Source organism: Natrialba sp. PRR66, assembly GCF_034808065.1.
In the GTDB taxonomy this organism is placed as follows: domain Archaea; phylum Halobacteriota; class Halobacteria; order Halobacteriales; family Natrialbaceae; genus Natrialba; species Natrialba aegyptia.
Genome location: NZ_JAXHGN010000001.1, coordinates 91,803 through 114,091, shown reverse-complemented (window position 1 = coordinate 114,091; position 22,289 = coordinate 91,803). Strand labels below are relative to the sequence as shown.

General features: G+C 62.3%; 19 protein-coding genes and 1 tRNA gene. 9 read left to right on the top strand and 11 right to left on the bottom strand.

The window, feature by feature from the left end; all coding sequences use genetic code 11:
- Nucleotides 1-3: 3 nt before the first annotated feature.
- From SM755_RS00485 to SM755_RS00475, 3 genes are all read left to right on the top strand, one after another.
- The gene (locus SM755_RS00485) at nucleotides 4-1,212 is read left to right on the top strand and encodes an ATP-binding cassette domain-containing protein (RefSeq protein WP_323170980.1); all 1,209 of its coding nucleotides are present in this window, start codon (nucleotides 4-6) and stop codon (nucleotides 1,210-1,212) included.
- Nucleotides 1,209-2,087: an ABC transporter permease gene (locus SM755_RS00480; protein ID WP_323170979.1), complete on the top strand. Its 879-nt coding sequence runs from the start codon at nucleotides 1,209-1,211 to the stop codon at nucleotides 2,085-2,087. The genes SM755_RS00485 and SM755_RS00480 overlap by 4 nt, the downstream gene beginning before the upstream one ends.
- Nucleotides 2,088-2,315: 228 nt before the next feature.
- Entirely contained in the window at nucleotides 2,316-3,794 is a 1,479-nt protein-coding gene (locus SM755_RS00475; protein WP_323170978.1) for an aldehyde dehydrogenase family protein, read from the top strand.
- 159 nt (nucleotides 3,795-3,953) lie between these two features.
- Here the strand turns inward: SM755_RS00475 and SM755_RS00470 are convergent.
- From SM755_RS00470 to SM755_RS00450, 5 genes are all read right to left on the bottom strand, one after another.
- Nucleotides 3,954-4,037 (bottom strand) — tRNA-Leu (locus SM755_RS00470).
- Nucleotides 4,038-4,125: 88 nt separating this feature from the next.
- Nucleotides 4,126-4,479, bottom strand: a complete 354-nt coding sequence (locus SM755_RS00465; protein WP_006826527.1) for a ferredoxin — start codon at nucleotides 4,477-4,479, stop codon at nucleotides 4,126-4,128.
- A 123-nt stretch (nucleotides 4,480-4,602) separates the two neighbouring features.
- Complete coding sequence (locus tag SM755_RS00460) at nucleotides 4,603-4,998, bottom strand: hypothetical protein (protein WP_323170977.1); 396 nt, start codon at nucleotides 4,996-4,998, stop codon at nucleotides 4,603-4,605.
- Nucleotides 4,999-5,048: 50 nt separating this feature from the next.
- Nucleotides 5,049-6,008: an oxidoreductase gene (locus SM755_RS00455; RefSeq protein WP_323170976.1), complete on the bottom strand. Its 960-nt coding sequence runs from the start codon at nucleotides 6,006-6,008 to the stop codon at nucleotides 5,049-5,051.
- Between the two features lie 188 nt (nucleotides 6,009-6,196).
- Nucleotides 6,197-6,715, bottom strand: a complete 519-nt coding sequence (locus SM755_RS00450) for a peptidylprolyl isomerase (protein WP_323170975.1) — start codon at nucleotides 6,713-6,715, stop codon at nucleotides 6,197-6,199.
- A 193-nt stretch (nucleotides 6,716-6,908) separates the two neighbouring features.
- Here SM755_RS00450 and SM755_RS00445 point away from each other — a divergent pair, with 193 nt between their 5' ends.
- A complete protein-coding gene (locus SM755_RS00445) occupies nucleotides 6,909-8,381 on the top strand; it encodes a sulfatase-like hydrolase/transferase (RefSeq protein WP_323170974.1) in 1,473 nt (490 codons plus the stop codon).
- A gap of 267 nt (nucleotides 8,382-8,648) precedes the next feature.
- Nucleotides 8,649-9,620 carry a succinylglutamate desuccinylase/aspartoacylase family protein gene (locus tag SM755_RS00440; RefSeq protein ID WP_323170973.1) on the top strand — a complete coding sequence of 324 codons (972 nt, stop codon included), beginning with the start codon at nucleotides 8,649-8,651 and terminating at the stop codon, nucleotides 9,618-9,620.
- 32 nt (nucleotides 9,621-9,652) lie between these two features.
- Here SM755_RS00440 and SM755_RS00435 read toward each other — a convergent pair whose 3' ends face one another.
- From SM755_RS00435 to SM755_RS00425, 3 genes are all read right to left on the bottom strand, one after another.
- Nucleotides 9,653-9,850, bottom strand: coding sequence for a hypothetical protein (locus SM755_RS00435; protein ID WP_323170972.1), 198 nt, complete (start codon nucleotides 9,848-9,850; stop codon nucleotides 9,653-9,655).
- 30 nt (nucleotides 9,851-9,880) lie between these two features.
- Nucleotides 9,881-10,645, bottom strand: coding sequence for an SDR family NAD(P)-dependent oxidoreductase (locus SM755_RS00430; protein ID WP_323170971.1), 765 nt, complete (start codon nucleotides 10,643-10,645; stop codon nucleotides 9,881-9,883).
- 109 nt (nucleotides 10,646-10,754) lie between these two features.
- The gene (locus SM755_RS00425) at nucleotides 10,755-11,192 is read right to left on the bottom strand and encodes a hypothetical protein (protein ID WP_323170970.1); all 438 of its coding nucleotides are present in this window, start codon (nucleotides 11,190-11,192) and stop codon (nucleotides 10,755-10,757) included.
- 437 nt (nucleotides 11,193-11,629) lie between these two features.
- Between SM755_RS00425 and SM755_RS00420 the strand changes: the two genes are divergently transcribed.
- Nucleotides 11,630-13,615: an archaea-specific SMC-related protein gene (locus tag SM755_RS00420; protein ID WP_323170969.1), complete on the top strand. Its 1,986-nt coding sequence runs from the start codon at nucleotides 11,630-11,632 to the stop codon at nucleotides 13,613-13,615.
- 249 nt (nucleotides 13,616-13,864) lie between these two features.
- Here the strand turns inward: SM755_RS00420 and rdfA are convergent, their stop codons facing one another.
- From rdfA to SM755_RS00405, 3 genes are all read right to left on the bottom strand, one after another.
- Nucleotides 13,865-14,740, bottom strand: coding sequence for a rod-determining factor RdfA (gene rdfA, locus SM755_RS00415; protein WP_323170968.1), 876 nt, complete (start codon nucleotides 14,738-14,740; stop codon nucleotides 13,865-13,867).
- Between the two features lie 140 nt (nucleotides 14,741-14,880).
- Nucleotides 14,881-15,672: an IclR family transcriptional regulator gene (locus tag SM755_RS00410; RefSeq protein ID WP_323170967.1), complete on the bottom strand. Its 792-nt coding sequence runs from the start codon at nucleotides 15,670-15,672 to the stop codon at nucleotides 14,881-14,883.
- Nucleotides 15,673-15,831: 159 nt separating this feature from the next.
- Nucleotides 15,832-16,995, bottom strand: coding sequence for an acyl-CoA dehydrogenase family protein (locus SM755_RS00405; RefSeq protein WP_323170966.1), 1,164 nt, complete (start codon nucleotides 16,993-16,995; stop codon nucleotides 15,832-15,834).
- 198 nt (nucleotides 16,996-17,193) lie between these two features.
- Here SM755_RS00405 and SM755_RS00400 point away from each other — a divergent pair, with 198 nt between their 5' ends.
- The 3 genes from SM755_RS00400 to SM755_RS00390 all read left to right on the top strand — a co-directional run bounded on the left by SM755_RS00400 (nucleotide 17,194) and on the right by SM755_RS00390 (nucleotide 22,153).
- Nucleotides 17,194-18,231 (top strand): TAXI family TRAP transporter solute-binding subunit, encoded by a 1,038-nt coding sequence (locus tag SM755_RS00400; protein WP_323170965.1) that lies wholly within the window; start codon nucleotides 17,194-17,196, stop codon nucleotides 18,229-18,231.
- Nucleotides 18,232-18,366: 135 nt separating this feature from the next.
- The gene (locus tag SM755_RS00395; protein ID WP_323171863.1) at nucleotides 18,367-20,472 is read left to right on the top strand and encodes a TRAP transporter fused permease subunit; all 2,106 of its coding nucleotides are present in this window, start codon (nucleotides 18,367-18,369) and stop codon (nucleotides 20,470-20,472) included.
- 109 nt (nucleotides 20,473-20,581) lie between these two features.
- A complete protein-coding gene (locus tag SM755_RS00390; protein WP_323170964.1) occupies nucleotides 20,582-22,153 on the top strand; it encodes a long-chain fatty acid--CoA ligase in 1,572 nt (523 codons plus the stop codon).
- Nucleotides 22,154-22,289: the final 136 nt, after the last annotated feature.

Sequence of the window (22,289 nt, the reverse complement as noted above, 5' to 3'; positions counted from 1 at the left end):
CGGATGACCGAACGCACGTCACCGACGAACGCCGCCGATCGCAAGCGTCACTCGAGTGCCGGCACGACCTCGACGGTCTCAACCCGCAACGGAGCCGCGTCGGTAACTGACGACCGGCAACGAGATCGAGGGACTCGCAGCACGACCGATGGAACCGATCCGACCGATACTGCGGCGACAGCGCAGACCGCGACCGAAACGGAACCGGAACGCGAGCACCCTCTCGCCATCGAAACGACGGGCCTCGTCAAACACTTCGGCGAGACGAAAGCCGTCGACGGCATCGACCTGGCCATCCCGGCCGGCGGCATCTACGGGCTTCTCGGTCCCAACGGGGCCGGCAAGACGACCGTGATTCGCATGCTCGCGACGCTGTTACAACCCGATGCGGGCACGGCGCGGGTGTTCGGTCACGACGTTGCGACCGACGGCGACGCAGTCCGTCGTCGCGTGAGCATGACCGGCCAGTTCGCCTCGGTAGACGAGGATCTCACCGGCCGCGAGAACCTCGTCCTCCTGGCTCGCCTGCTCGGCTACTCCCGAGCGCAGGCCGCCGAACGCACGCGTGAACTCATCGACGCCTTCGGGCTGACCGAGGCGGCGACCCGGCAGGTGAAGACCTACTCCGGCGGGATGCGCCGCCGTCTCGACATCGCAGCGAGCATCGTCGTCACGCCGGAGCTCCTGTTTCTCGACGAACCGACAACCGGACTCGACCCGCGGAACCGAAACCAGGTCTGGGACATCATCCGCGCGCTGGTCGCCAACGGAACCACCGTTTTGCTGACCACGCAGTACCTGGACGAAGCCGACCAGTTAGCCGACCGGATCGCCGTCATCGACGAGGGACGGATCATCGCCGAGGGCACGCCCGGCGAACTCAAAGCCTCCGTCGGTTCCGGCGTCCTGTCGGTCCGGTTGCGTGACCCCGAGTGCCGCGACGCAGCCAGGGACGTGCTGACCTCAGTCCTCGACGCGCCAGTTGAACTCGAGTCCGATCCGGCGGCCCTCTCCGCTCGGATCGAAGACCCCGATCGCGTCACCCAGGCACTCGACGCACTCGCAGAATCGCACATCGAAGTCACCGAGTTCACGCTCGGCCAGCCGAGTCTGGACGAGTTCTTCCTCGAAGTGACCGATCGGCCGACGCGCGGTGATGCGGATCGGGATACGATGACGGGCGATGAGATGCGTCAGGAGGGAGTCGAATGACCGCCGAACGGTCACCGACGGCCACGGAGACGGAGCTGAACTCGGATCCGGCTCGGCAGCCGGATCCCAACGTCGACATCCTTCACGCGGCGGTGTCGGACAATCCGCGGCCGCCGCGGCCGAGTGCGGTGTCGGCCTCGCTCACGTTCGGCTGGCGGGCGCTCCTGAAGATCAAGCACGTCCCCGAGCAACTGTTCGACGTGACCGTCTTCCCGATCATGTTCCTCCTGCTGTTCACCTACCTGTTCGGCGGCGCGCTCGCCGGCTCGACGAGTGCGTATCTTCAGGAACTCTTGCCGGGAATCCTGGCCATGACGGTCGTGTTCATCACGATCTACACCGGCGTCACGCTGAACGACGACATCGACGAGGGCGTCTTCGATCGCTTCCGAACGATGCCGGTCTGGCAGCCGTCGGTCATCGTCGGTGCCCTGCTCGGGGACGCCGTTCGGTACACGATCGCATCGACGATGGTCATCGGACTCGGCCTGCTGCTCGGGTTCCGTCCGGAGGGCGGCGCAATCGGCGTGATTTCGGCAGTCGCGCTCTTGCTGGTGTTCTCGTTTAGCCTGTCGTGGATCTGGACGGCGCTCGGGTTCATCATGCGGACACCGGAGTCGCTCATGGGCGTGAGCATGCTGATCCTGTTCCCGCTTACGTTCATCAGCAACGTCTTCGTCGATCCGCGGACGATGCCCGGGTGGCTCGAGGCGTTCGTCTCGATCAACCCCGTCAGTCACCTGGTCACGGCGATGCGCGGGCTGATGCACGGTACCGCCACGGCTGGAGACGTTGTCATCGTTCTCGGCCTCTCCGCGGTGTTCGTCGTCGTCTTCGGTCCCGCGACGATGTACCTCTTTCACGCTCAGCAGTAGCGGTCGCCATCCGTTCGGCTGCGAACGGTGGCGACTACAATTGCCGATTCGCTTGTGACTGTTGCTGTCCGCTATGGGCCGCTCGCGCGGCAGTCACCGAACGCGAGTTCGTATCGGGTCTCGACTCTCTGCAGGTCGAACGGATCGAGTGTTCGCCGTCCCCGAACGGAGTGCACGGTTGCAGTTGCTGGTTGCTCGCTTTTCGTGTCCGGTAGCAAACCACACCCCATGACGGAACGACCACTGCGTCCCGATTCCGAACTCGGCTGGAACGCGCTGTATCTCGCCGGCGAGTGGACAGCACCGGGCGACCGCGATTCGATCACAGTTGAGAACCCCTATACGCGCGAGGAGTTCGCGTCCGTTCCCGCCGGGACGCCGGATGACGTCGACCGGGCCTACGAAGCCGCCGCCGAGGCCCAAGAGTCGTGGGCCGAACAGCCGCCACAGGGGCGTGCACAGGTCGTAACCGCAGCCCTCGAGTTCATTCGCGAGAACCGCGAGGAGATCCTGGCGTTGCTCGCCCGCGAGTCCGGGAGCACGCGGGTCAAGGGCAACGCCGAACTCCAGACGGCCCGCGGGATGATGCAGGAGGCGGCGAGTTACCCGTTCCGGATGGCGGGACAGCACTCGGAGTCGATCGTCCCCGGCAAGGAGAACACCGCCGTTCGCGTGCCGGTCGGCGTCGTCGGCGTCATCTCGCCGTGGAACTTCCCGCTGCACCTCTCGATGCGCGCCGTCGCGCCCGCCATCGCAGCCGGGAACGCCGTCGTCCTCAAACCCGCCTCGAACACGCCGATCACGGGCGGCCTGCTGCTCGCGCGCATCTTCGAAGCCGCCGGGCTCCCCGAGGGCGTGCTCAGCGTTGTTCCCGGCTCCGGTTCCGACATCGGCGACGCGGTCGCCGACCACGAAATCCCCCGCGTGCTCGCGTTTACGGGGTCGACGGAAGTCGGCCAGCACGTCGCCAGCCAGGCCGCCGAAACCTGTGCGCTGCCCGCACTCGAACTCGGCGGCAACAACGTCCACGTCGTCACCGAGCACGCCGACCTGGACCGGGCCGTCGACGGCGGCGTCTTCGGTTCGTTCCTCCACCAGGGCCAGGCCTGCATCTCGATCAACCGCCACCTCGTCCACGAGGATCTGTACGACGAGTACGTCGAGCGCCTGGCCGACCGCGCGGCGAGTCTCCCCGCCGGCGATCCGACCGACGACGACACCGTCATCGGCCCGATCATCGACGAGAGCCAGCGCGACCAGATCGTCGCGTACATCGACGACTCGATCGAGGCGGGAGCCACGCTCGAAACCGGCGGCGATCACGACGAACTCGTCGTCGAGCCGACGGTGCTTTCTGCCGCCGATAACGACATGGCTGCGGCGGAAAACGAGCACTTCGGTCCCGTCGCTCCCGTGATTCCCTACTCGAGCGACGAGGAGGCGATCGAACTGGCAAACGACACGATCCACGGCCTCTCGGGCTCGGTCCACAGCGAGGATCTCGAGCAGGCCCGTACGATCGCGGACGGGATCGAAACCGGCATGGTCCACATCAACGATCAGCCGCTCAACGACGAACCCCACGTTCCCTTCGGCGGCATGAAACAGTCCGGCGTCGGCCGCTACAACGGCGACTCGATCCTCGACGAACTCACGACGACGAAGTGGATATCGGTCCAGCGCGAGCCGCGAGAGTACCCGTTCTAGCGGCGCTCCCGCGTTCTAGCGCGCTATGGCCGAGTACTCGAGCACAGTTCACCGTTTGGTGACTCCCAACTGGGAACGGATCTGGACTCGTGAGCTCATAGCCAGTCACGGACTCATCTCCGTTTCGCATACGCGACTCTCACTGGTTTCGAGTCAGCATGCGAGGGAAGGGATTTGAACCCTCGGACCCCTACGGGAGCGGGTCTTAAGCCCACCGCCGTTGGCCTGCTTGGCTACCCTCGCGCAAAAGCGCACTCGGGGATATCCGCCCCGCTACAATGTGCGTTTCGGTGTGCGTCGACCGACTCGCCCGATCGAAACTCGGTTTCGACTACCAGTCGACGCTCAACGTCCCGTCCCCATGCGGGTCCGGCGCGATCTCCTCGTCCGTCCGGCGGTCGATGACGTGAATGCACCCCTCGTCTTTCTTCGCCGGGCAGATCTCGGCAGCGCGGACGTTGTGATCCAGGTCCGCCTCGTCGATGAAGTAGGTGTTCGGTTTGGCGATACCCGAGGCGAGCGACATCTCCCAGTTGTCGCTGACTTCGGCGCACTTGCCGGCCCCGAAGCACTTGTTAGCCTCGAAGATGATCTTGTAGGGCTTTTCCTCGATCGATGGCGCATCGGCCGAGCCGACATCGCTCGCGCGCTGGATCTCGCCGCCGTTCTCATCGCCGTCGGTCATTATACGACTGTTCGACTGCGTCACCTTTCGCGTTACGGTTGGGTGCCGAACGCGCTTCCGGAACGAGTTCTCGAGCCGCGGCCGGGTTCGATCCTGAACTCGTCGCGAGCCCTCCGGGGCGCTTCACCGAGGTCGGGACGCGCGGTACCCGGCGACCGACTCGTTCACGAGGTACGCGACCACCGCGAGAGCGATCACTGCGAGTCCAACGGTCCGAAGTTCGAGATCGGTCGGTCCGATGGTACTCTCACCGGCATACTGGATCGTTGCACCCGCGCCGAGCACGACGACAAGCACGGCGACGTACCGCCATCTCGCTTCGACCGGAATCAGGCCGTCCTCGCCGCGGATAGCGAGGACCAAGTGCGCGCCGCCGAGAACGAGTCCGTAGAACAGCAGGAATACCGCGACCGATCCCGGGCCGGTTTCGAGCCCGATAGCGAGATAGTCGGCCAGCACCAGGACGAAAAGGCCCGACAGTACCGCCCCGATGTGAACGGTTGTGTCTCGAGAGAGCATACGAATGATTACCGCGAACTGGTCAAAACTGTTATGGAAACACAGGGCGCTCAGGGAGTGGCGCGCTCGGCCGCCGGCCGCGGGAGGTCGTACGTCACACCGGTCAACTCGCGGGAGACATCCCAGAGACGGCGGGCCATTTCACGGTCGTAAGACCGGTCCGAAGAGGCCTGGCGTTCGGGCGTGCCGCGCATGTTCGCGAGCCCGCCGGGACCGTAGTACGCGCCGCCCTCGGCGTCCGGCGCAGTCCCGGCGTACAACAGCGGAAGCGCGCCCCGTTCGGCCGACTGCGCCACCAGCGTATTCGCGAGTCGCATCGCGAGCTTTCGGAGCCGGTCCCCGCTCTGCTCGGGCCCGCGAATCTGGAGCTGCGTGGCCGCGTAACCTGGGTGGACGGCAATGCTCTTCGCGTTCAGATTCGCGGTAAGCAGCCGACGCTCGAGTTCATATGCGAACAACACGTTCGCCAGTTTCGCCTGGCCGTAGGCCTCCCAGCGATCGTAGGACTCCTCGTGGTGCAGGTCGTCGAAGTCGATGTCACCGCTCTCGTGAACGGCGCTGGAGACGGTGACGATGCGCGAATCCGCCTCGTCGTCGAGATGGAGGTTGTCCAGCAGCAAGCCGGTAAGAGCGAAGTGCCCGAGGTGATCGACGCCGAACTGCGTCTCGAAGCCGTCCTCGGTCTCCGAGCGTGGGATCGCCATGACGCCGGCGTTATTAACGAGCACGTCGAGTCGCTCGTCGCCGAGCCGCGTTGTGAACTCGCGGACGGAGTCGAGGCTCGCGAGGTCGCACTGTTCGACGCGGAGGTCGCCCTCGACGCGCGAGAGGTCGTCGCGAACGTCGTCGGCCGCCTCCTCGCCGCGTTCGACGCTTCGACAGGCCATGATCACGGTTGCACCCTTGCGGGCGAGTTCGCGCGTGGTCTCGAGACCGAGGCCGCTGTTTGCGCCGGTGACGACGAACGTCCGGCCGTACTGGTCGGGGATATCGGCAGCTGTCCAGCCCATAGTATCGGTACGGGTCGAACCACCCTAAAACCGTCTCCGCTCTACGGTGGTGGCGGGAGTCGAGCGGCGGATATGGTATTCACGTTCGATTTCGAACGTAACTCTCGCCGAAATATTGGCTTCGAGCGTGCTGTCAAGCGGTGACCTGTAGAACGGAAGATCGTCTTTCGAGTGCAGCCCAGCGCAGGTTACTCGTAGTCGATCGACACCGACTCGAGCACGACATCTTCCTGGGGCTGATCGTTTCGGTCCGTGTCGACGTTGCCGATCTCTCGGACGACGTCCATCCCGTCGGTAACCTTGCCGAAGACGGCGTGGCGGTCGTCGAGGTGGGGCTGGGCGTCGAGCGTGATGAAGAACTGCGAGCCGTTCGTGTCCGGGCCGGAGTTCGCCATGCTCAAAACCCCCTCGTCGTCGTGGCGGAGTTCGTCGTGGAACTCGTCATCGAACTGGTAGCCGGGACCGCCGCGGCCGGTTTCGGTCGGGTCGCCGCCCTGAATCATGAAGCCCTCGATGACGCGGTGGAAGGCCACGTCGTCGTACAGCGGTTCGCCCTCGATTTCCTCGCCCGTCTCGGGATCGGTCCAGGTCTTGCCGCCGGTTGCGAGGCCGACGAAATTGTCCACGGTGCGCGGGGCACGGTCGTCGTAGAGTTCAGCCTCGATGTCGCCGCGGTTCGTGTGCAGGGTCGCAGTAACGTTGCCCATACGTCGGCGACGATGGGACGCGTGAAAACGGTAGTGGTCTTCGCCAGTGTGATCCGGGATAGTTCGGAAGCGGTCGGTCGTCTCTAGTAGCCATTGAAAGCCGACAGCCGCTTATTATCGTGATGTAGTTCTATAAATAGCACACAAGGGAAGAATTTATTCGGTTCCGTTGCGATGCTGAGGAATATCAAAGATGGAATCGGACAGCGACAAACCCAATATTCTACTTGTTATCTTAGACACAGTCCGGGCAAAGAATACGAGTCTTCACGGCCATTACAACCGTACAACCCCCGCGCTAGAACAGTTCGCTGCGCAGGCGACAGTCTACCGACAGGCGCGTGCGCCGAGCATTCATAGCGTCGCAAGTCACGCGAGTATCTGGACGGGGCTTCACGTTCCGGAGCACAACGTCACAGAACACGAGGGGCGACTCTCCCCCGAAGCAACAATTTGGACCAGACTGCAACGGGAGTACGAGTATCAGACGGGGTTGTTCACCCCAAATTACGTTATCGCAAACGCGTCTAACTTATTCGAACCGTTCGAAACCGTTGAGACTCCCGATTTCGGAAACATAGAAAATGCTCGCTTGTTCGATGCCTTCGATCCGACTGACGTGAAAGAGCTAGAAGGTGTTTCCGGGAATCTAAAGCGCGCGATCACGTCCGGGAAGCCGGTGCGTGCGTTGGCGAATACGTTCTGGCGGGGGTACCGAGAGTTCAATCCCAAATGGCACGACTATCAGAAAGCCGACGGCGCTGAATTTGCGGACAGGTTCCTCGAGTGGGAAGCCGAACGGGACGGACCGTGGGCCGCGTGTGTCAATGTGCTCGATGCGCATTATCCGTATATTCCAACGGCAGAATACGATAACTGGTCCGGGGAGAAGATTCGTGATCTTCACGAGTCACTAGCCGGGCGGACGTTGAGTGACCAGTATTACGGCTCGAACGGCCGGCCGTGGGGAGAACTCAAAGCGCTCGAATCGCTCTACGACGGTGGTATTCGACAGGCAGATGCGGTGGTCAAACAGCTTGTAACGGCACTCCGAGAGCGCGGCGAGTTAGACGAGACGCTTCTCGTTATTACGAGCGACCACGGTGAAGGATTCGGGGAGCGGTCGTTCGTGGCCCCGGATTGCCGTGCGGTGACACACAGTTGGGGCGTCCACGAGGAGATAACGCACGTGCCATTGGTGGTGAAGTGGCCGGAGCAACACGCGTCCCGGACCGAGACGGCTCCTGCATCGTTGACCAATATTCCCGCAGCGATGGAGCGGGCTATAGACAGACCGACTGGTATACCCGATCCATCGGACGACCCGCTTCTCGACGGCCCGGTCCTCACGATGACCGAACGGCTCCGGAAAGAAGATCGACCCGACCGGCCCGAACCGTATTTCGGTCCGTGGAAAGCGGTTTACGAACCGATTGGAGATGATGGTGCCGTTCGGAAGCACGTGGTACGTGGGGAGACGGATCCGGACGTCGCTACCGTCGACTGCTTCAGCGCCCAGGCTGCCGTGGAATCGCATTCGAGCGATTCGAGAACGATCGTTACAGAGGCGTTCGATTCGCTGTCTCCAAAGCCGGTTGCTGATGGGACAAATGAGGTCGATGATGATGTAGAGAATCGACTGGCTGATCTCGGTTATCTCCGATAATCGCGCCGAGCAAGACGACCGAATCGGTTTTCGCGTGCGAGCGTCTCGCCACTGACCAGACTACGGACGATCGTAGCCAGTGTAAGTCACTGTGCATCCGATCGCACGACGGCTCTGCGATCGGTGGGTGAACTGTTGCACGTGTTCCTATTCCTACCACAGTCCTCAGGTAATTTCGTTCCTCTTACAGAGATAGCAGTACCCCGCTCTGCAACCGGCGGCCGCAACTACATACCGCCAGCCGTAGAACCACAGTACAAGAGGACTATGAGCCACGAAACGCACACCGATGAGGTGGTGACGCTCGCACGATTACCCTCCGGCGTCGCGCTCACAACGACAGTGCACACCTACAGCGGCTCTGCGGACGGCCCGACACTGTATGTCCAGGCCGCACAGCACGGCCGCGAAATAAACGGTACCGAAACCCTCCGGCGCTTTCACGACCGGCTACCCCTCGAGTCGCTGTCCGGAACGATCGTCGCCGTTCCCGTCGCAAATCCGCTCACCTTCGACCGCGTCTCCTACACCGCGCCGGAACAGTTCGACAGCGTCAACCCCAACATGAACCGCGTCTGGCCTGGCGACGCCGACGGCAGCCTCCACCAGCGGATGGCCGCCCGCCTCTGGGAGTTTGCCATCCAGGCCGACGCCATCGTCGACCTCCACACCGGAAGTCCCGATTTGCTTCCGCACGTCGTCTACCGGGAAGGCGATGATCGCGCTCGAGACCTCGCCAAAGCGTTCGGAACGGACATCCTGCTCTCGGAGGAGGCTGGCGAGGACGCCCCCGAAGAATGGCACCGCCGCGATTTCGCGGGCAAACTCCGCGTCGCCGCCGCCGAGGCGGGAGTTCCCGCAATCACACCCGAACTCGCACACAGCAAACAGATCGTCGAAGACGCCGTCGAAACCGGCGTCGACGGGTTGCTCAACGTCTGTCGCTCGCTCGGATTGCTTCCCGGAAACGCGCCACGCCGCGAGCAAACCGTCGCCCGAAACCACCTCGGGCAGGTCACTGCCGACGACTCCGGACTGTTCCGTCCCGCTCCTACCCCCGAGTTCGGCAGACTCGTTTCGGCCGGCACTGAACTCGGGACAGTGTACGATCCGACGACGTACGAGGTGTTGCAGACGGCGACGGCGGATCGGGAGGGGCTGTTGTACTCGCTGACACAGGAGGCGACGGTGACCGCGGGTGACAAACTCGCCAGTGTGGCGCTGGTGCGCGAGCAATAGCGGCGGCTGAGCCACGGGGATGGTCAGAAAGATCATAAGAGGCCGAGCAGCGAGAAGCCGTACGTGGAGGCGGAGACGAGAACGATTGTCCACGCGCCGAGTCCGACTGTTAGCCAGCCGACGGTGGTGCGAGGGCGATCGTCGACGAGTAGCGCGAACAGGGACGTGAGATGTATTCCGACGAGGATCGGTCCGACAAGGACGAGCCCGGGAATCCGTACCGATCCCACGCTCGGCGGGTGCTCGACGGATCGGTCGGCCTACGCGGAAAAGCCGCCGTCGACGACGAGGCCGTGACCGGTGATAAACGACGCCTCGTCGCTCGCCAGGAACAGAATTGCGTCCGCGACTTCCTCGGGTTCGGCGAGGCGCTTGAGCGGATACTGTTCGACCATCTGCTTGCGGGCTCGTTCGGGATCGTCCTGTTGGGACAGGTACTGATCGAGGAGTTGCGTCTCCGTAAAGCCGGGACAAACAGTGTTCGCGCGGACGCCGTACGGGCCTGCTTCGGCAGCGACCGCACGGGTCATATTGAGGACGGCTCCCTTCGTCATCGAGTACGCAGCCTGTTTTGGCAATCCGAGGATACTCGCCAGCGAACCGACATTGACGATCGAGCCGTGTCCCTGTTCTTTCATGTGGGGAAGCGCGGCGTGACAGCCGTTCCAGGCCCCGTTGATGTTCACGTCGACGACGAAGTCTCGAATCGAGTTCTCGAGTTCTTCGAGGCTCCCGCCCGGGTGGCCGGTACCGGCGTTGTTCACGAGCACGTCGAGCCCGTGCGTCTCGGTGATGTCGTCGATCACGTCGTGAAACTGGTCGCTGTCGGTCACGTCGAGTTCGTAGAACGAAGCAGTGCCGTTCGAGTCCGCGTTCTCGAGTTCGTCGGTGACGGCCTGTCCGCCGTCGCTGTCGACATCCGTGACGATGACGTGTGCGCCTTCCGCCACACACCGTTCGGCGGTTGCCTTGCCGATCCCTGCCGCTGCACCCGTGATGACGACGGTTTTCTCGGAGAGTCGCATGCATCCAGTATCGGGCGGACGATACATAAATTCGTTCATCGTTTAGCGGCTGTTCGTTGTCACTGTTTGCTGCTGTGACGATACGAAGAACAGTGGTAACTACACTGGCTTACAGGCAGTCACGTGTAGCGTCCGAGCGAGTTCCGGCGTGCGATCGTAGGGCGGTCTCCGGGTCGGCGTCCTCGCCAGGTGCTTTCGACTCGCGACACGGGCGCTCGGGGAGGATACGGTAGTCGATGAGTTCGTCGTCTGCAACGATGACGACCAGAATATCGCCCTCTGCGACGGTGTCGAACGCCGATCTGGAAACGACGAGTTGGTCGACGATCTGTCCGTCCTCCTCGAGCAGGAGCACGACGTGCTCGCCGTCGACGATTCGGTCGACGACGGCGACGTAGCGCTCCGTATCGGCGGGCGTCTCGGCGGCGGTTGGGCGGGTACCGGCGGCAGTAACCGTTCCGAGTCCACCGAGCGTCGTCCCGGTGAGGACGGCGAGTCCGGACAAAGCGGTGCGTCGCGACAGGATGCGGGAGCGATCCGAAACCATGGGCTCGTTGGCTGCGGTATCCTATATAAACCCACGTCGGCAGAGCATCAGTGGTGGCCACAACGTGTGAGACGATACCGTTGCTACTTCCACCGCAGAGAAATAGACACAATAAAAACATATACTGGGACATGACGAGTAGTATACATTCTGGACAGTAGTATTCTGACGATGGAAAGCGGATGTTCCGTGTATCTATCGCATATATACAGGCTGTTTAACCCAAAATATGGGCCACTAACGGAGACAGCAGACCAACAAGAACTGGACTGAACTGTAGGGACAACATATAGAAATAATGTCTATTATGCGCTCAGTATCTGTACTGACGACATTCACGATCGGCCAGGCAGTCGACCGATTACCCGACGCAACTCCGACCCACTAGCCGAGATTCCTCCAAAGCTTTATCAACTGACTAGGAAGTAATTCGAATGATGGCTACACAGGAGTCCGTCGCCCATGAGGCACGATTACGGGCGCAGAACATCGGTGGGATCGACGAGACGACAGTCGAACTCGAATCAGGGATTACCGTCCTTGCAGGACGAAACGCGACGAACCGAACGTCGCTTCTCCAGGCGTTTATGGCCGCTCTCGGGGGCTCATCAGCCTCCCTCAAGGCCGACGCCGAGGAGGGATACGCCGAGCTCGAACTCGACGACCAAACCTACACCCGAACGCTCAGACGAGCGGGGAACTCCGTCGTCACCGACGGTGAGCCGTATCTCGACGACCCCGAACTCGCCGATCTCTACGCGTTCCTGCTGGAATCGAATCCGGCCCGTCGCGCCGTCACGACCGAAGACGACCTGCGCGAAATCATCCTTCGACCGGTCGACACCGACGAGATCGAGCGCGAAATCTCGCGGCTAACTGACGAGAAAAACGAAATCTCGAACGAACTCGATCGTCTCGACTCCCTCAAGAACGACCTCCCCTCACTCGAACAGCAACGCACCGATCTCGAGGGGAAAATCGAAGACAAACGGGACGAACTCGAGGCCGTCAAAGCGGCAATCGAAGAGGCCGAAGCGAACGCGGACACCCAACAGGAGGGCCAGGACGAACTCGAGGAGAAACTCAGCGAACTCCGCGAGCGACGCTCCGCGCTCGAAGATGTCCGATTCGACCTCGAGACCGAACGCGAGAGCCTCTCCGCCCTGCGCGAGGAACGTGACGACCTCGAAGCCGAACAGGAAGACCTCCCCGCACTCGACTCGCTCGACCGCGAGGAAGTCGACGACGAAATCGACCGACTCCAGCGCCAGTCCCAGTCGATCGACGGAATTATCAGCCAGCTACAGAGCATCGTCCAGTTCAACGAGGAGATGCTCGAGGGCTCTCACCCCGAGATCCGACAGCTTCTGGCCGACGACGACACCGAGTCGACCGACCAGGCGATCACCGACCAGCTAGTCGACGACGGAGCGGAAACCGTCCGCTGTTGGACCTGCGGCAGCCAGGTCCAGCGCAGCGAAATCGAAGCGACGATCGATCGCCTTCGCGAACACCAAGAGACCAAACTTAGCGAGCGCGACGACCTCGAATCCCAGATCGAATCGCTGCGCAGCGAACGGCGAGAGATCGACCAGACGCGACAGCGCCACGAGCGCGTCGACCGACGACTCGACTCCGTCACCGACGAAATCGAACAGCGCGAAGCCCGACTCGACGACCTCACCGATCGCCGCGAAGAACTCGAGCACGAAATCGACGACCTCGAAACCGAGGCCGCCGAACTCGAAGCCGAAGCCGACGACGACACCGAGGACGACGACGAAGAGAGCCTCCTCGAACTCAACCGCCGCGCGAACGAACTCGAGTTCTCCCTGGGCAGACTCGAACGCGACCTCGAGACGACGACCGACGACATCGAGGACATCGAATCCGCACTCGAAGACGAAGACCAACTCGAACAGCGCCGCGACGAGATTCGCGACGAACTCGAGGAACTCCGCACTCGGATCGACCGGATCGAGCGCGAGGCCGTCGAGTCGTTCAACGAGCACATGGACGCCGTACTCGAGGTGCTCGAGTACGAGAACATCGATCGGATCTGGATCGAACGCGTCGGCAAGACGGTCCGCGAAGGCCGGCGGAAGGTCGAGCAGACGGCGTTCGACCTCCACATCGTGCGCAGTACGGCAGACGGCAGCACGTACGAGGACACGATCGATCACCTGAGCGAGAGCGAACGGGAGGTCACCGGCCTGATATTCGGGCTCGCTGGCTATCTGGTCCACGAAGTCTACGAGGAAGTGCCGTTCATGCTGCTCGACTCACTCGAAGCGCTCGACTCGAACCGTATCGCGGCACTGGTCGAGTACTTCGAATCCCACACCGACTTCCTCGTCGTGGCACTGCTGCCCGAGGACGCGTCGGCGCTCGACGACGAGTACGACCGCGTGACCGAAATCTAGCGCTCACTTTTAGCACCCGTTCTGGTTCCGAACGTGGGTTCCGATTTTCGAAATCAGTACTGTCCCCGAGCGTTCCGCAGATTGCCACGAGTGGTGACCAGTATTCCGCAACTTGAAATCCGATCACTGTTCCCGATCGTGGCCGTATCCCATAACAATAGTACGGCTGTTATGGGTTGTTCGAGAAGCAAGGTGGTCTACAGTCCAACTGGCACCCGGACACCGACGGTCTCCGGCCGACGATTCCCGCTACGGCTCATAACAGTCACACGCGCCCGATTCCAGTAAGTCCGCTACATCGTACTGTTTTCCACACCGTTCACACAGTACCTGCACGTCCGCGAAAACCCGGCGCGGACCGACCCGCAACTGCTCTGTCTCCTGTAGTCGATCGAGTTTACTCTCCGTGACCGAGACCGTTCGCTGGCGCAATTCCTCGATCGTTCGAGCCGTCGCCGCTGCACTCGGACCGTCAGTACTCGACGGCGCAGTGGCGTTTCGACATCCCGTCAAGTACGACCTGATCGCTCCGTACGAGACGAACTCGTCGGTTACCGTCTCGACAGCGACGCCATCCCGTTCGAGTCGCCGTTCGAGCTGTGTTCGTTCGCCGCGGCTCCCGGTTTCCCCGGAGAGCACCGCATAGAGATGCGAGACGTCTTCCGTGATCGTTTCGATTCCTGCCGCCGTGAGGACCGCCCGCAGCAGTTGCTCGTTGAACCAGTCTGCAAGCGATCGAAGACTCGCATCGGTTTCGGGGTTCGTCCAGCGGGCCTCGAGTTCATCGCCGACACCTGCAAGTTCGCGGTCGTACTCGGAGATGAGTCGGGCGACCTTCGGTTGCGGGCCGGGTTTCGAGCGCGATGCGGGGGCAGCAGGTGTGGACGTATCGGATTCGGTCGACCCGGAAGGAGTCGTCTGGGGGTCCTGTCCCGCGTTTTCGTGGGCGCTCCGATCGGGGCTGTCGTCCTGGTCGTCCATCGAGAGTCGTCCGAAGAGTTCACGTTCGCGAGGAAAGCCGTTTCGGTGCTCGGCGTTGGACTCGCGGTCGAGTGTTTCGGCGTGGCCGGTGAAAGATTCCGCATACTGGAACGCGACGGGAAGAGACGACAGCGTGCACACCACGCGGCAAGAACGCATATGTATGCGGTGTGAACTGGCAGGGTAGCAGAGAGATTGGTTCCGTATTGCGGACGGAGGGGGATATTCGACGGGACGAACGGGTGTCTGCAACGGACGATTCCAGCATCCGAATCGAGGGGGCGTTATCCGTAGGCGAGCGTGACCCTGATCTCCCCGGCTTTGTCCCGGAGCCGGTTCGGGAGGTCGTCGTGGACGTACTCGTCCGTGAAGCGACTCGTCGGGCCGAACACGCTCAGCGCGCCGAGGAGGTCGTCGTCGGGCGTATAGACGGGGACGGCAACGCTCCGGAGGCCGTCCATGTGTTCTTCGTTGTTGACGGCATAGCCCCGGTCGCGGATCTGCTCGAGTTCGGCGGCGAGGGTGTCGGGATCGGTGATGGTGTTGTCCGTAATCGCGTCGAGGCCGGCCGTCGCGACGAAGTCGGCGACGGTGTCGTCGTCCCATTCCGAGAGGATCACCTTGCCGGAGGCCAGCGAGTGAAGCGGTCTGCGTTTGCCGATCATGGTATCGGAGAGGCTGCCGTACCGGTGGACGTAGACCCCCTCATATTCCTCTTCGACGATGAAAACGGCTCGTTCGTCCGTCTCCTTGCCGAGTTCGAACACCGAGCGCTTGGCGGCGGTGTAGCCGCGCCGTCGGGTTCGTGCCTGCTCGCTGATTTCGAGAAAGCGAAAGCCGACGTAGTAGGCCCCGTCGCGTTCGATCACGTAGCCGAGATCGACCAGCGTGGTGAGGTGGCGATAGACGGTGCTCTTGGTGAACTCGGTTCGGCGCGTGAGTTCGGTGATCGTCACGCCGTCTGCGTCCGCGAGCGTCTCGAGGATTGCGAACGTCTTGCGGGTCGTCGAGACACCCGCGTCGTTTCGTTTTCCTCGGCCGCGGTCCCTGCTCATATCGAGAGTATTCCGCGGCATCTCAATGAATGTTCCGAATAATAAAACAGAATCTGCGGAGTGTGAAACGCGGGGGAGAACGGGTGGATCATGGTGAACCGAGAACCAGAAACCGGGAATTGAGAATTGGGGAACCGAACGGGGAAGAGGAGAAGAAAGGGACGACCGCACACCGGTAAGTTACTGGTACGCCGGAATGCCGGTTAGATCCTCGCCGAGAATCAGCGTGTGGATATCGTGGGTGCCCTCGTAGGTGTAGACCGTCTCCATGTTCGCCATGTGGCGCATCGGCGAGTAGTCGGTCGTGATGCCGTTGCCGCCGAGCATCTCGCGGGCGACGCGGGCCTGGTCACGGGCCATGCGGACATTGTTTCGCTTCGCCATCGAGACGTGCTGGGGCCGCAGGTCGCCGCGCTCTTTGAGGTCCGCGAGTCGGTAAGCGAGCAACTGGCTCAGCGTAATCTGGGTCGCCATCTCTGCGAGTTTGCGCTGCTGAAGCTGGAACTGACCGATGGGTCCGCCGAACTGCTCGCGGTCGGTCGCGTACTGGCGGGCTTCTTCGAAGGCGTCGCGAGCCGCGCCGATTGCTCCCCACGCGATGCCGTAGCGGGCCTGCGTGAGACAGGAAAGCGGCCCCTTCATCCCGGAGACGCCGGGAAGCACGTTTTCTTCGGGGACGTGAACGTCGTTCAGCCCGATCTCGCCGGTGATCGACGCGCGCAGCGAGAGCTTCTCGGTGATCTTGTTCGTCGTGATTCCGTCGCGGTCGGTTTCGATGAGGAAGCCGCGAACGGGGTCGTCCTCGGCCGAGCGGTCGCGCGCCCAGACGATCGCAACGTCCGAAATCGGCGAGTTCGTGATCCACGTCTTCGAGCCGTTGATGACGTAGCCGTCGCCGTCGGCCTCGGCGTAGGTCTCCATCGACGACGGGTTCGAGCCGTGTTCGGGTTCTGTGAGGCCGAAACAGCCGACCGCCTCGCCCTGTCCGAGCTTGGGCAGCCACTCCTCCTTTTGCTCTTCGCTACCGTAGGCGTGGATGGGGTACATGACGAGTGCCCCCTGCACGGACGCCATCGAGCGCAGCCCTGAGTCGCCGGCCTCGAGTTCTTGCATCAGGAGTCCATAGGCGGTTTCGGAGACGTTCGGCGAGCCGTACCCCTCGAGGTTCGGCGCGTAGAAGCCGAGTTCACCCATCTTCGGGATCAGCTCTTTTGGGAACGTGCCCGCCTCGAAGTGCTCGCCGATGTCGGGCTTGACGTGTTCCTCGACGAACTCGCGGGCGGTGTCCCGGATCAACCGCTCTTCCTGGTCTAAATCCGCTTCGAGCTGAACGAAATCCAGCATGTATCATACTTCGCCAACGATGCAATAGGCGTTGCGATACGTGTTACCAGTACAACACCTCAGTGACACGCCCGCGCTGGTTCCCAGTTTCTTCCTCACCCCGTCTTCTGTATAATTCTCTTGTCTGAGGCTCTGATAGACAGGTTTGATCAAATGATAACGGAAGAATTATACGATGGAAATATGTAACGGCTTGTCATGGAGGATCGACCGATTTCCACGAACAGGGGGACGACTCGACGATCGCTGCTTGCAGCAACCGGAATCGGAACGGCCACGGCGCTGGCTGGGTGCCTCGGCGGTGATGAGGGCGATGTCGAAGCAGGAACCGTTCGAATGCGAACGTCTCAGTCGACGACGACGGCCTACTCTGCCAACGAGGGGATTGCAAAGGTCATCAGCGATAACAACGACGACCTCACCGTCGAAGCGCGGACGAGCGAAGGGACCGAAGCGAATCTCGGTGCTCTCAACAGTCAGGAGGCGGAAATGGTCTACATCCAGAACTGGTCGGCCCAGGACGTCCAGGAGGGTGCCGGTGACTTCGACCAACTCGAGTTCGAGATGGCGCAGGTGTTTCACTTTTATGACCTGCCGTGGTTCTTCCTGTCGCCGGGTCTTGAATCGCTCTCGGGCATCGAGTCGGGGACGACGGTTTCGCCGACGCCGCGGGGTTCGGGGACAGCCCCTGCGCTCGAACGGGCACTCGACTATGCGACGGACGACTACAATCGGACGAGCGTCGGATACGGCGACCAAAGCGGGTCGCTTAACGAAGGCAGCCTCGATGTCGGTGTCGGGACGTACATGAACTTCAGTATCGTGCCCGGGTGGGTACAGGAGATGCTGAACTCCGCCGACCTGAACATTCTCGACGTGGACGACTCGACGCTCGAGGAGTGGGAGAACGACGACCGCCTGCTCATTCAGTCGTTCAGTGGCGACGAGATCGACGGCACTCAAAACGCTCCCGAGGAGGTTCACTGTCCGACCTTCGCGTACAACTTCGTCTCGCGAGCGGACCTCGACTACGATACCGTTTACGACTTCCTCGAGACGATGCACGAGAATCGCAGCGCGCTCGAGGAATACAGCGCCGTCCTCGCTCGGCTCGACGACGAGGCGTTCTGGGTCGAAAACATGTACAGCGATGTTCCGTTCCACGCTGCCGCGGCGGACTTCTACGAGGAGATCGGCGTCTGGCAAGACGAGTTCGAACGGGCTGACGAACCGTAACTCACGATGACTACTAGTAGCCGCCTCACCCGCCGTGCCCGACAGTTGATCAGTGGAATCGGGCCGCTGGCTGTCCTCACCGGGATCGTCTACGTGCTGGGCTTGGCGTTAACGCTGTTGACTGTCGGATACGCGATGAAAATCGCGTTCGCGATCCAAACCGACCTGTTCGCGGAGACCGACGAGTACGTGAACGTTTTCCTCGGGCTCGGGTTGGCGCTGTACTACTTCGATTACGCTCGCACGCAGTACACCGATTCCGCAACAGGCGACGATGCTGCGACCGCTCCTTCCGGGGATGACACGGCCCAGCCGGCCGATACCGCCGGCACTGGTCGAACTCTTCGGTCGCTCAAAGCAGCGTACGCACGGGTTGATCCGATTATCGCCCTCTTACTCGGTGTGGCGGCGATCGGCGCAGTGCTTTACGTCCACACCAATTACGCTCGGTTGACCGAGTCGGCGCACCTCCTCGGATACAATACGACCGACCATCTGGTCGGTCTACTCTTGATCACGCTGGCGATCGACGCGACGCGACGGGCGTTTGGGAACGTCATCGCGGCCGTCGCCGTCCTCTCGATCGCCTACGCCCACACGGCGGTCGGGCCGAACTTGCCGGGCCTGTTCTACCACACCGGAATGACCTGGGAAACGATCGCGGAAAACGGCGCGATCAGCGTCAGCGGCGTCTACGACGAGACCCTCATGCGGATCGGTTCGACGTGGGTCGCGATCTTCATCATGTTCGCCGGTATCGCCAAGGCCTACGGCCTGATGGATTTCGTCCTCGACGTCGGTCGTGAACTCGGGACGAGTCTGCGGACGGGCGTCGTGCAGATTGCCGTCATCGCGAGCATGGTCATGGGATCGATTACCGGAAGCGCCGCGGCAAATACGGCGACGACTGGCAGTTTCACGATCCCGATGATGAAAGACCAGGGCGTTCGCGACGAGTTCGCCGCCTCGATCGAGGCGGTCGCCTCCGCTGGTGGACAGATGTTGCCGCCCGTGATGGGGGTCGCGGCGTTCCTCATGGCTGACTTCACCGGCGTCAGCTACGTCGAAATCGTCCAGGCCGGCGTCGTCCCCGCGGCGCTGTTCTATCTCAGCGTCTGTATCGCGGTCCACTTCACGATCCTCAAGTTCGGCTGGGTCTCTCGGGACTTGTCGGCGTTCGACTGGCGGGCGCTCGTCGGCGGGCTTCACTTTACGATCCCGATCGGTGTGCTCCTCGTCACGCTCGTCTACCTGCAGTACACGCCGCTTTCGGCCGGACTGTACACCATCATCACGCTCGTCGGCGTGATGTACGTCCGAAATATCCTCGTCGGCGTCTTCGACGTGGGCGAGGAAGATATCACGCTCGAGATCGGAGAGACGAGTATTGCGGGAGACACGATCGGCTGGAACGTGCTTGCAACGACGAAGCAGACCCTAGATGGGCTCAAGCAGGGTGGCACCGAAATGGCACCGCTCGTCGGCGTCCTCGCCGCGATGGGGCTCATTATCGAACTGCTCGAGGGGACCGGCCTCACCCAGGGGATCGCGACGACGATTATCGGACTGGGCGACGGAGTCTCCCTCTTCGGACTGGGAAGCGGGCTCTTCATCGTCCTCTTCCTCGCAATGATCGCGAGCATCATGTTCGGTCTCGGAATGCCCACGCCGGCGGCGTACGTCCTCGTCGTCGTTCTGGTCACGCCCGGGATCATCGGCATGGGCGTGCCCCAGATCACGGCACACATGTTCGTGTTCTACTTCGCGATGCTCTCGGCGATCACGCCGCCGGTCGCGATTTCGGTTGCGATCGGCTCCCGGATCGCGGATTCGAGTTTCCTGCAGTCCTGCCTGCAAGCGCTCAAACTCGGTGCGCCCGGGTTCGTGATCCCCTACGCCTTCATCGCGAATAACAGCCTTATCGACTGGTCCGGCGAAACGCTGATCGCGTTCCCCGTCGTGCTGGCGGGAACCATCGGGCTGATCGTCGCGACCGTCGGCTTCGACGGGGCGCGGGATCTCTCGATTCCGGCTCGCGGACTCTACACCGTCGTGGCGCTCTGTGCCATGTTCGGATCGGTCGCTCACATCGCGGTCCAGATCGTCGCCGCCGCCGCCATCGTCGGCGTGTTACTCCACGCCCGGTTCGTCGTCGGGTACGAAATTCCGGTCGAAACAGACACAGACACGGACACTGACACTGACGCCGAACCCGGCATCGACACGTCGACCGGGGACTGATCGGTCCCGTCAACCGACCCGCGCGGGCCCGCTCCTCGCGAACGACCGAAGTAACTGGGATAGAGAAGTAATAACCCTTTTGTGGCCCTCAAACGACCCTACACAAAGTATGACAACTCTCGTGAGAGACGTTGGCGAGACGGTCGAGTCGACCCCCGATGCTCCCGCGATCGTCTACGACGGCCGGACGCTGACCTACGAGCAGTTCTGGACGCGCGCCGGGCGGTTCGCGACGGCGCTCGAAAACAACGGCATCGGCGAGAACGACCGCGTCGGCATCTATCTCCCGAATCTCCCCCAGTTCGTAACGGCGTTCTACGGGACGCTGCGCGCCGGCGGCATCGTCGTCCCGATGAACCCCCAGTACAAGGCCCGCGAAATCGGCCACCTGCTGGGCGACAGCGGCGCGAAAGCCGTCGTCTCGCTCGCGGACAACGTCTCCAACGTCGTCAACGTGCTCGACGATACCGACGTCGAACAGGTCGTCAGCGTGGGTGGCGATGTCGACGGTGCGACCGCCTTCGACGAGTTCCTCGCGGACGAGACTAACGCGGTCGTCGACCGGGCCGACGACGACGTGGCAGTCCAACCCTACACCTCGGGGACGACCGGGACCCCGAAGGGCGTCCTGCTCACGCATCAAAACATCCGCTGGACGACCAAGGCCAACGCCGACGTACCCCACGGCGGCTTCCAGGCCTCGGACCGACTCGTCGGCACGCTGCCGCTCTTTCACATCTACGGCATGTCCGTCGTGATGAACGGCGCGATGTACAGCGGCGGGGCCTACTACCCCGTCCCCGAATGGGACGCGACGACGGTGATGGACCTCATCGAGACTGAGGACCTCTCCATCATGTTCGGCGTCCCGGCGATGTTCAACGACATGATCAACCACTCCGACGCCGCGGCGTACGACCTCGATTCGCTTCGGTTCGTCAACTCCGGCGGCTCGAGTCTTCCGCGAGACGTCCTCGAACGCTTCGAAGACCGCTTCGGCGTCGAACTCTACGAGGGCTACGGTCTCACGGAGACCAGCCCAGTCACCCACGCTAACCGCGAAGGCGCACGCCGCAAGGGCAGCATCGGCACGCCACTCGACGGCCCCGGCGACACGAGCGTCGACGCCAAGATCGTCACCGAGGATTTCGAGCCCGTCCCACGCGTCGACGAAGGTCCGATCGACGAAGAGGAGGCGGATCTGCACGAAATCACCGGCGAACTCGTCATCTCCGGGCCGAACGTGATGAACGGCTACTACGAACTGCCCGAGGCGAACGACGAGGCCTTCACCGAGGAAGACGGCACGCGCTGGTTCCACACCGGCGACATCGGCTACTGGGACGAGGACGAGTTCTTCTTCGTCGTCGACCGGGAAAAGCACATGATCGTCACCGGCGGCTACAACGTCTACCCGCGCGAGGTCGAAGAACTGCTCTTCGAACACGAGGACATCGCCGATGCCGCCGTGGTCGGCGTGCCGGACGAGCGCCGCGGAGAGACCGTCAAGGCGCTGGTCGTGCCGACGCCAGCTGCCGACGCGACGCCCGAGGAGATCAAAGCGTACTGTCTCGAAAACCTCGCGGAGTACAAACACCCCCGCGAAGTCGAGTTCGTCGAGACCCTTCCGCGGACGACGACGGGAAAAGTCCAGAAGTTCAAGATCCGCGACGAAGACTAGCCGCCTCGCGACTACTCGCCTCTCAACTCCGGGAGTGAACTCGAGTTGCCGACCGTTCGCCTGTGGCACCGTCAGTTACGAGTATATGACAACGGAGTTAGTTTACAACGGTTGCTTATCGACACCAATCGTTTGC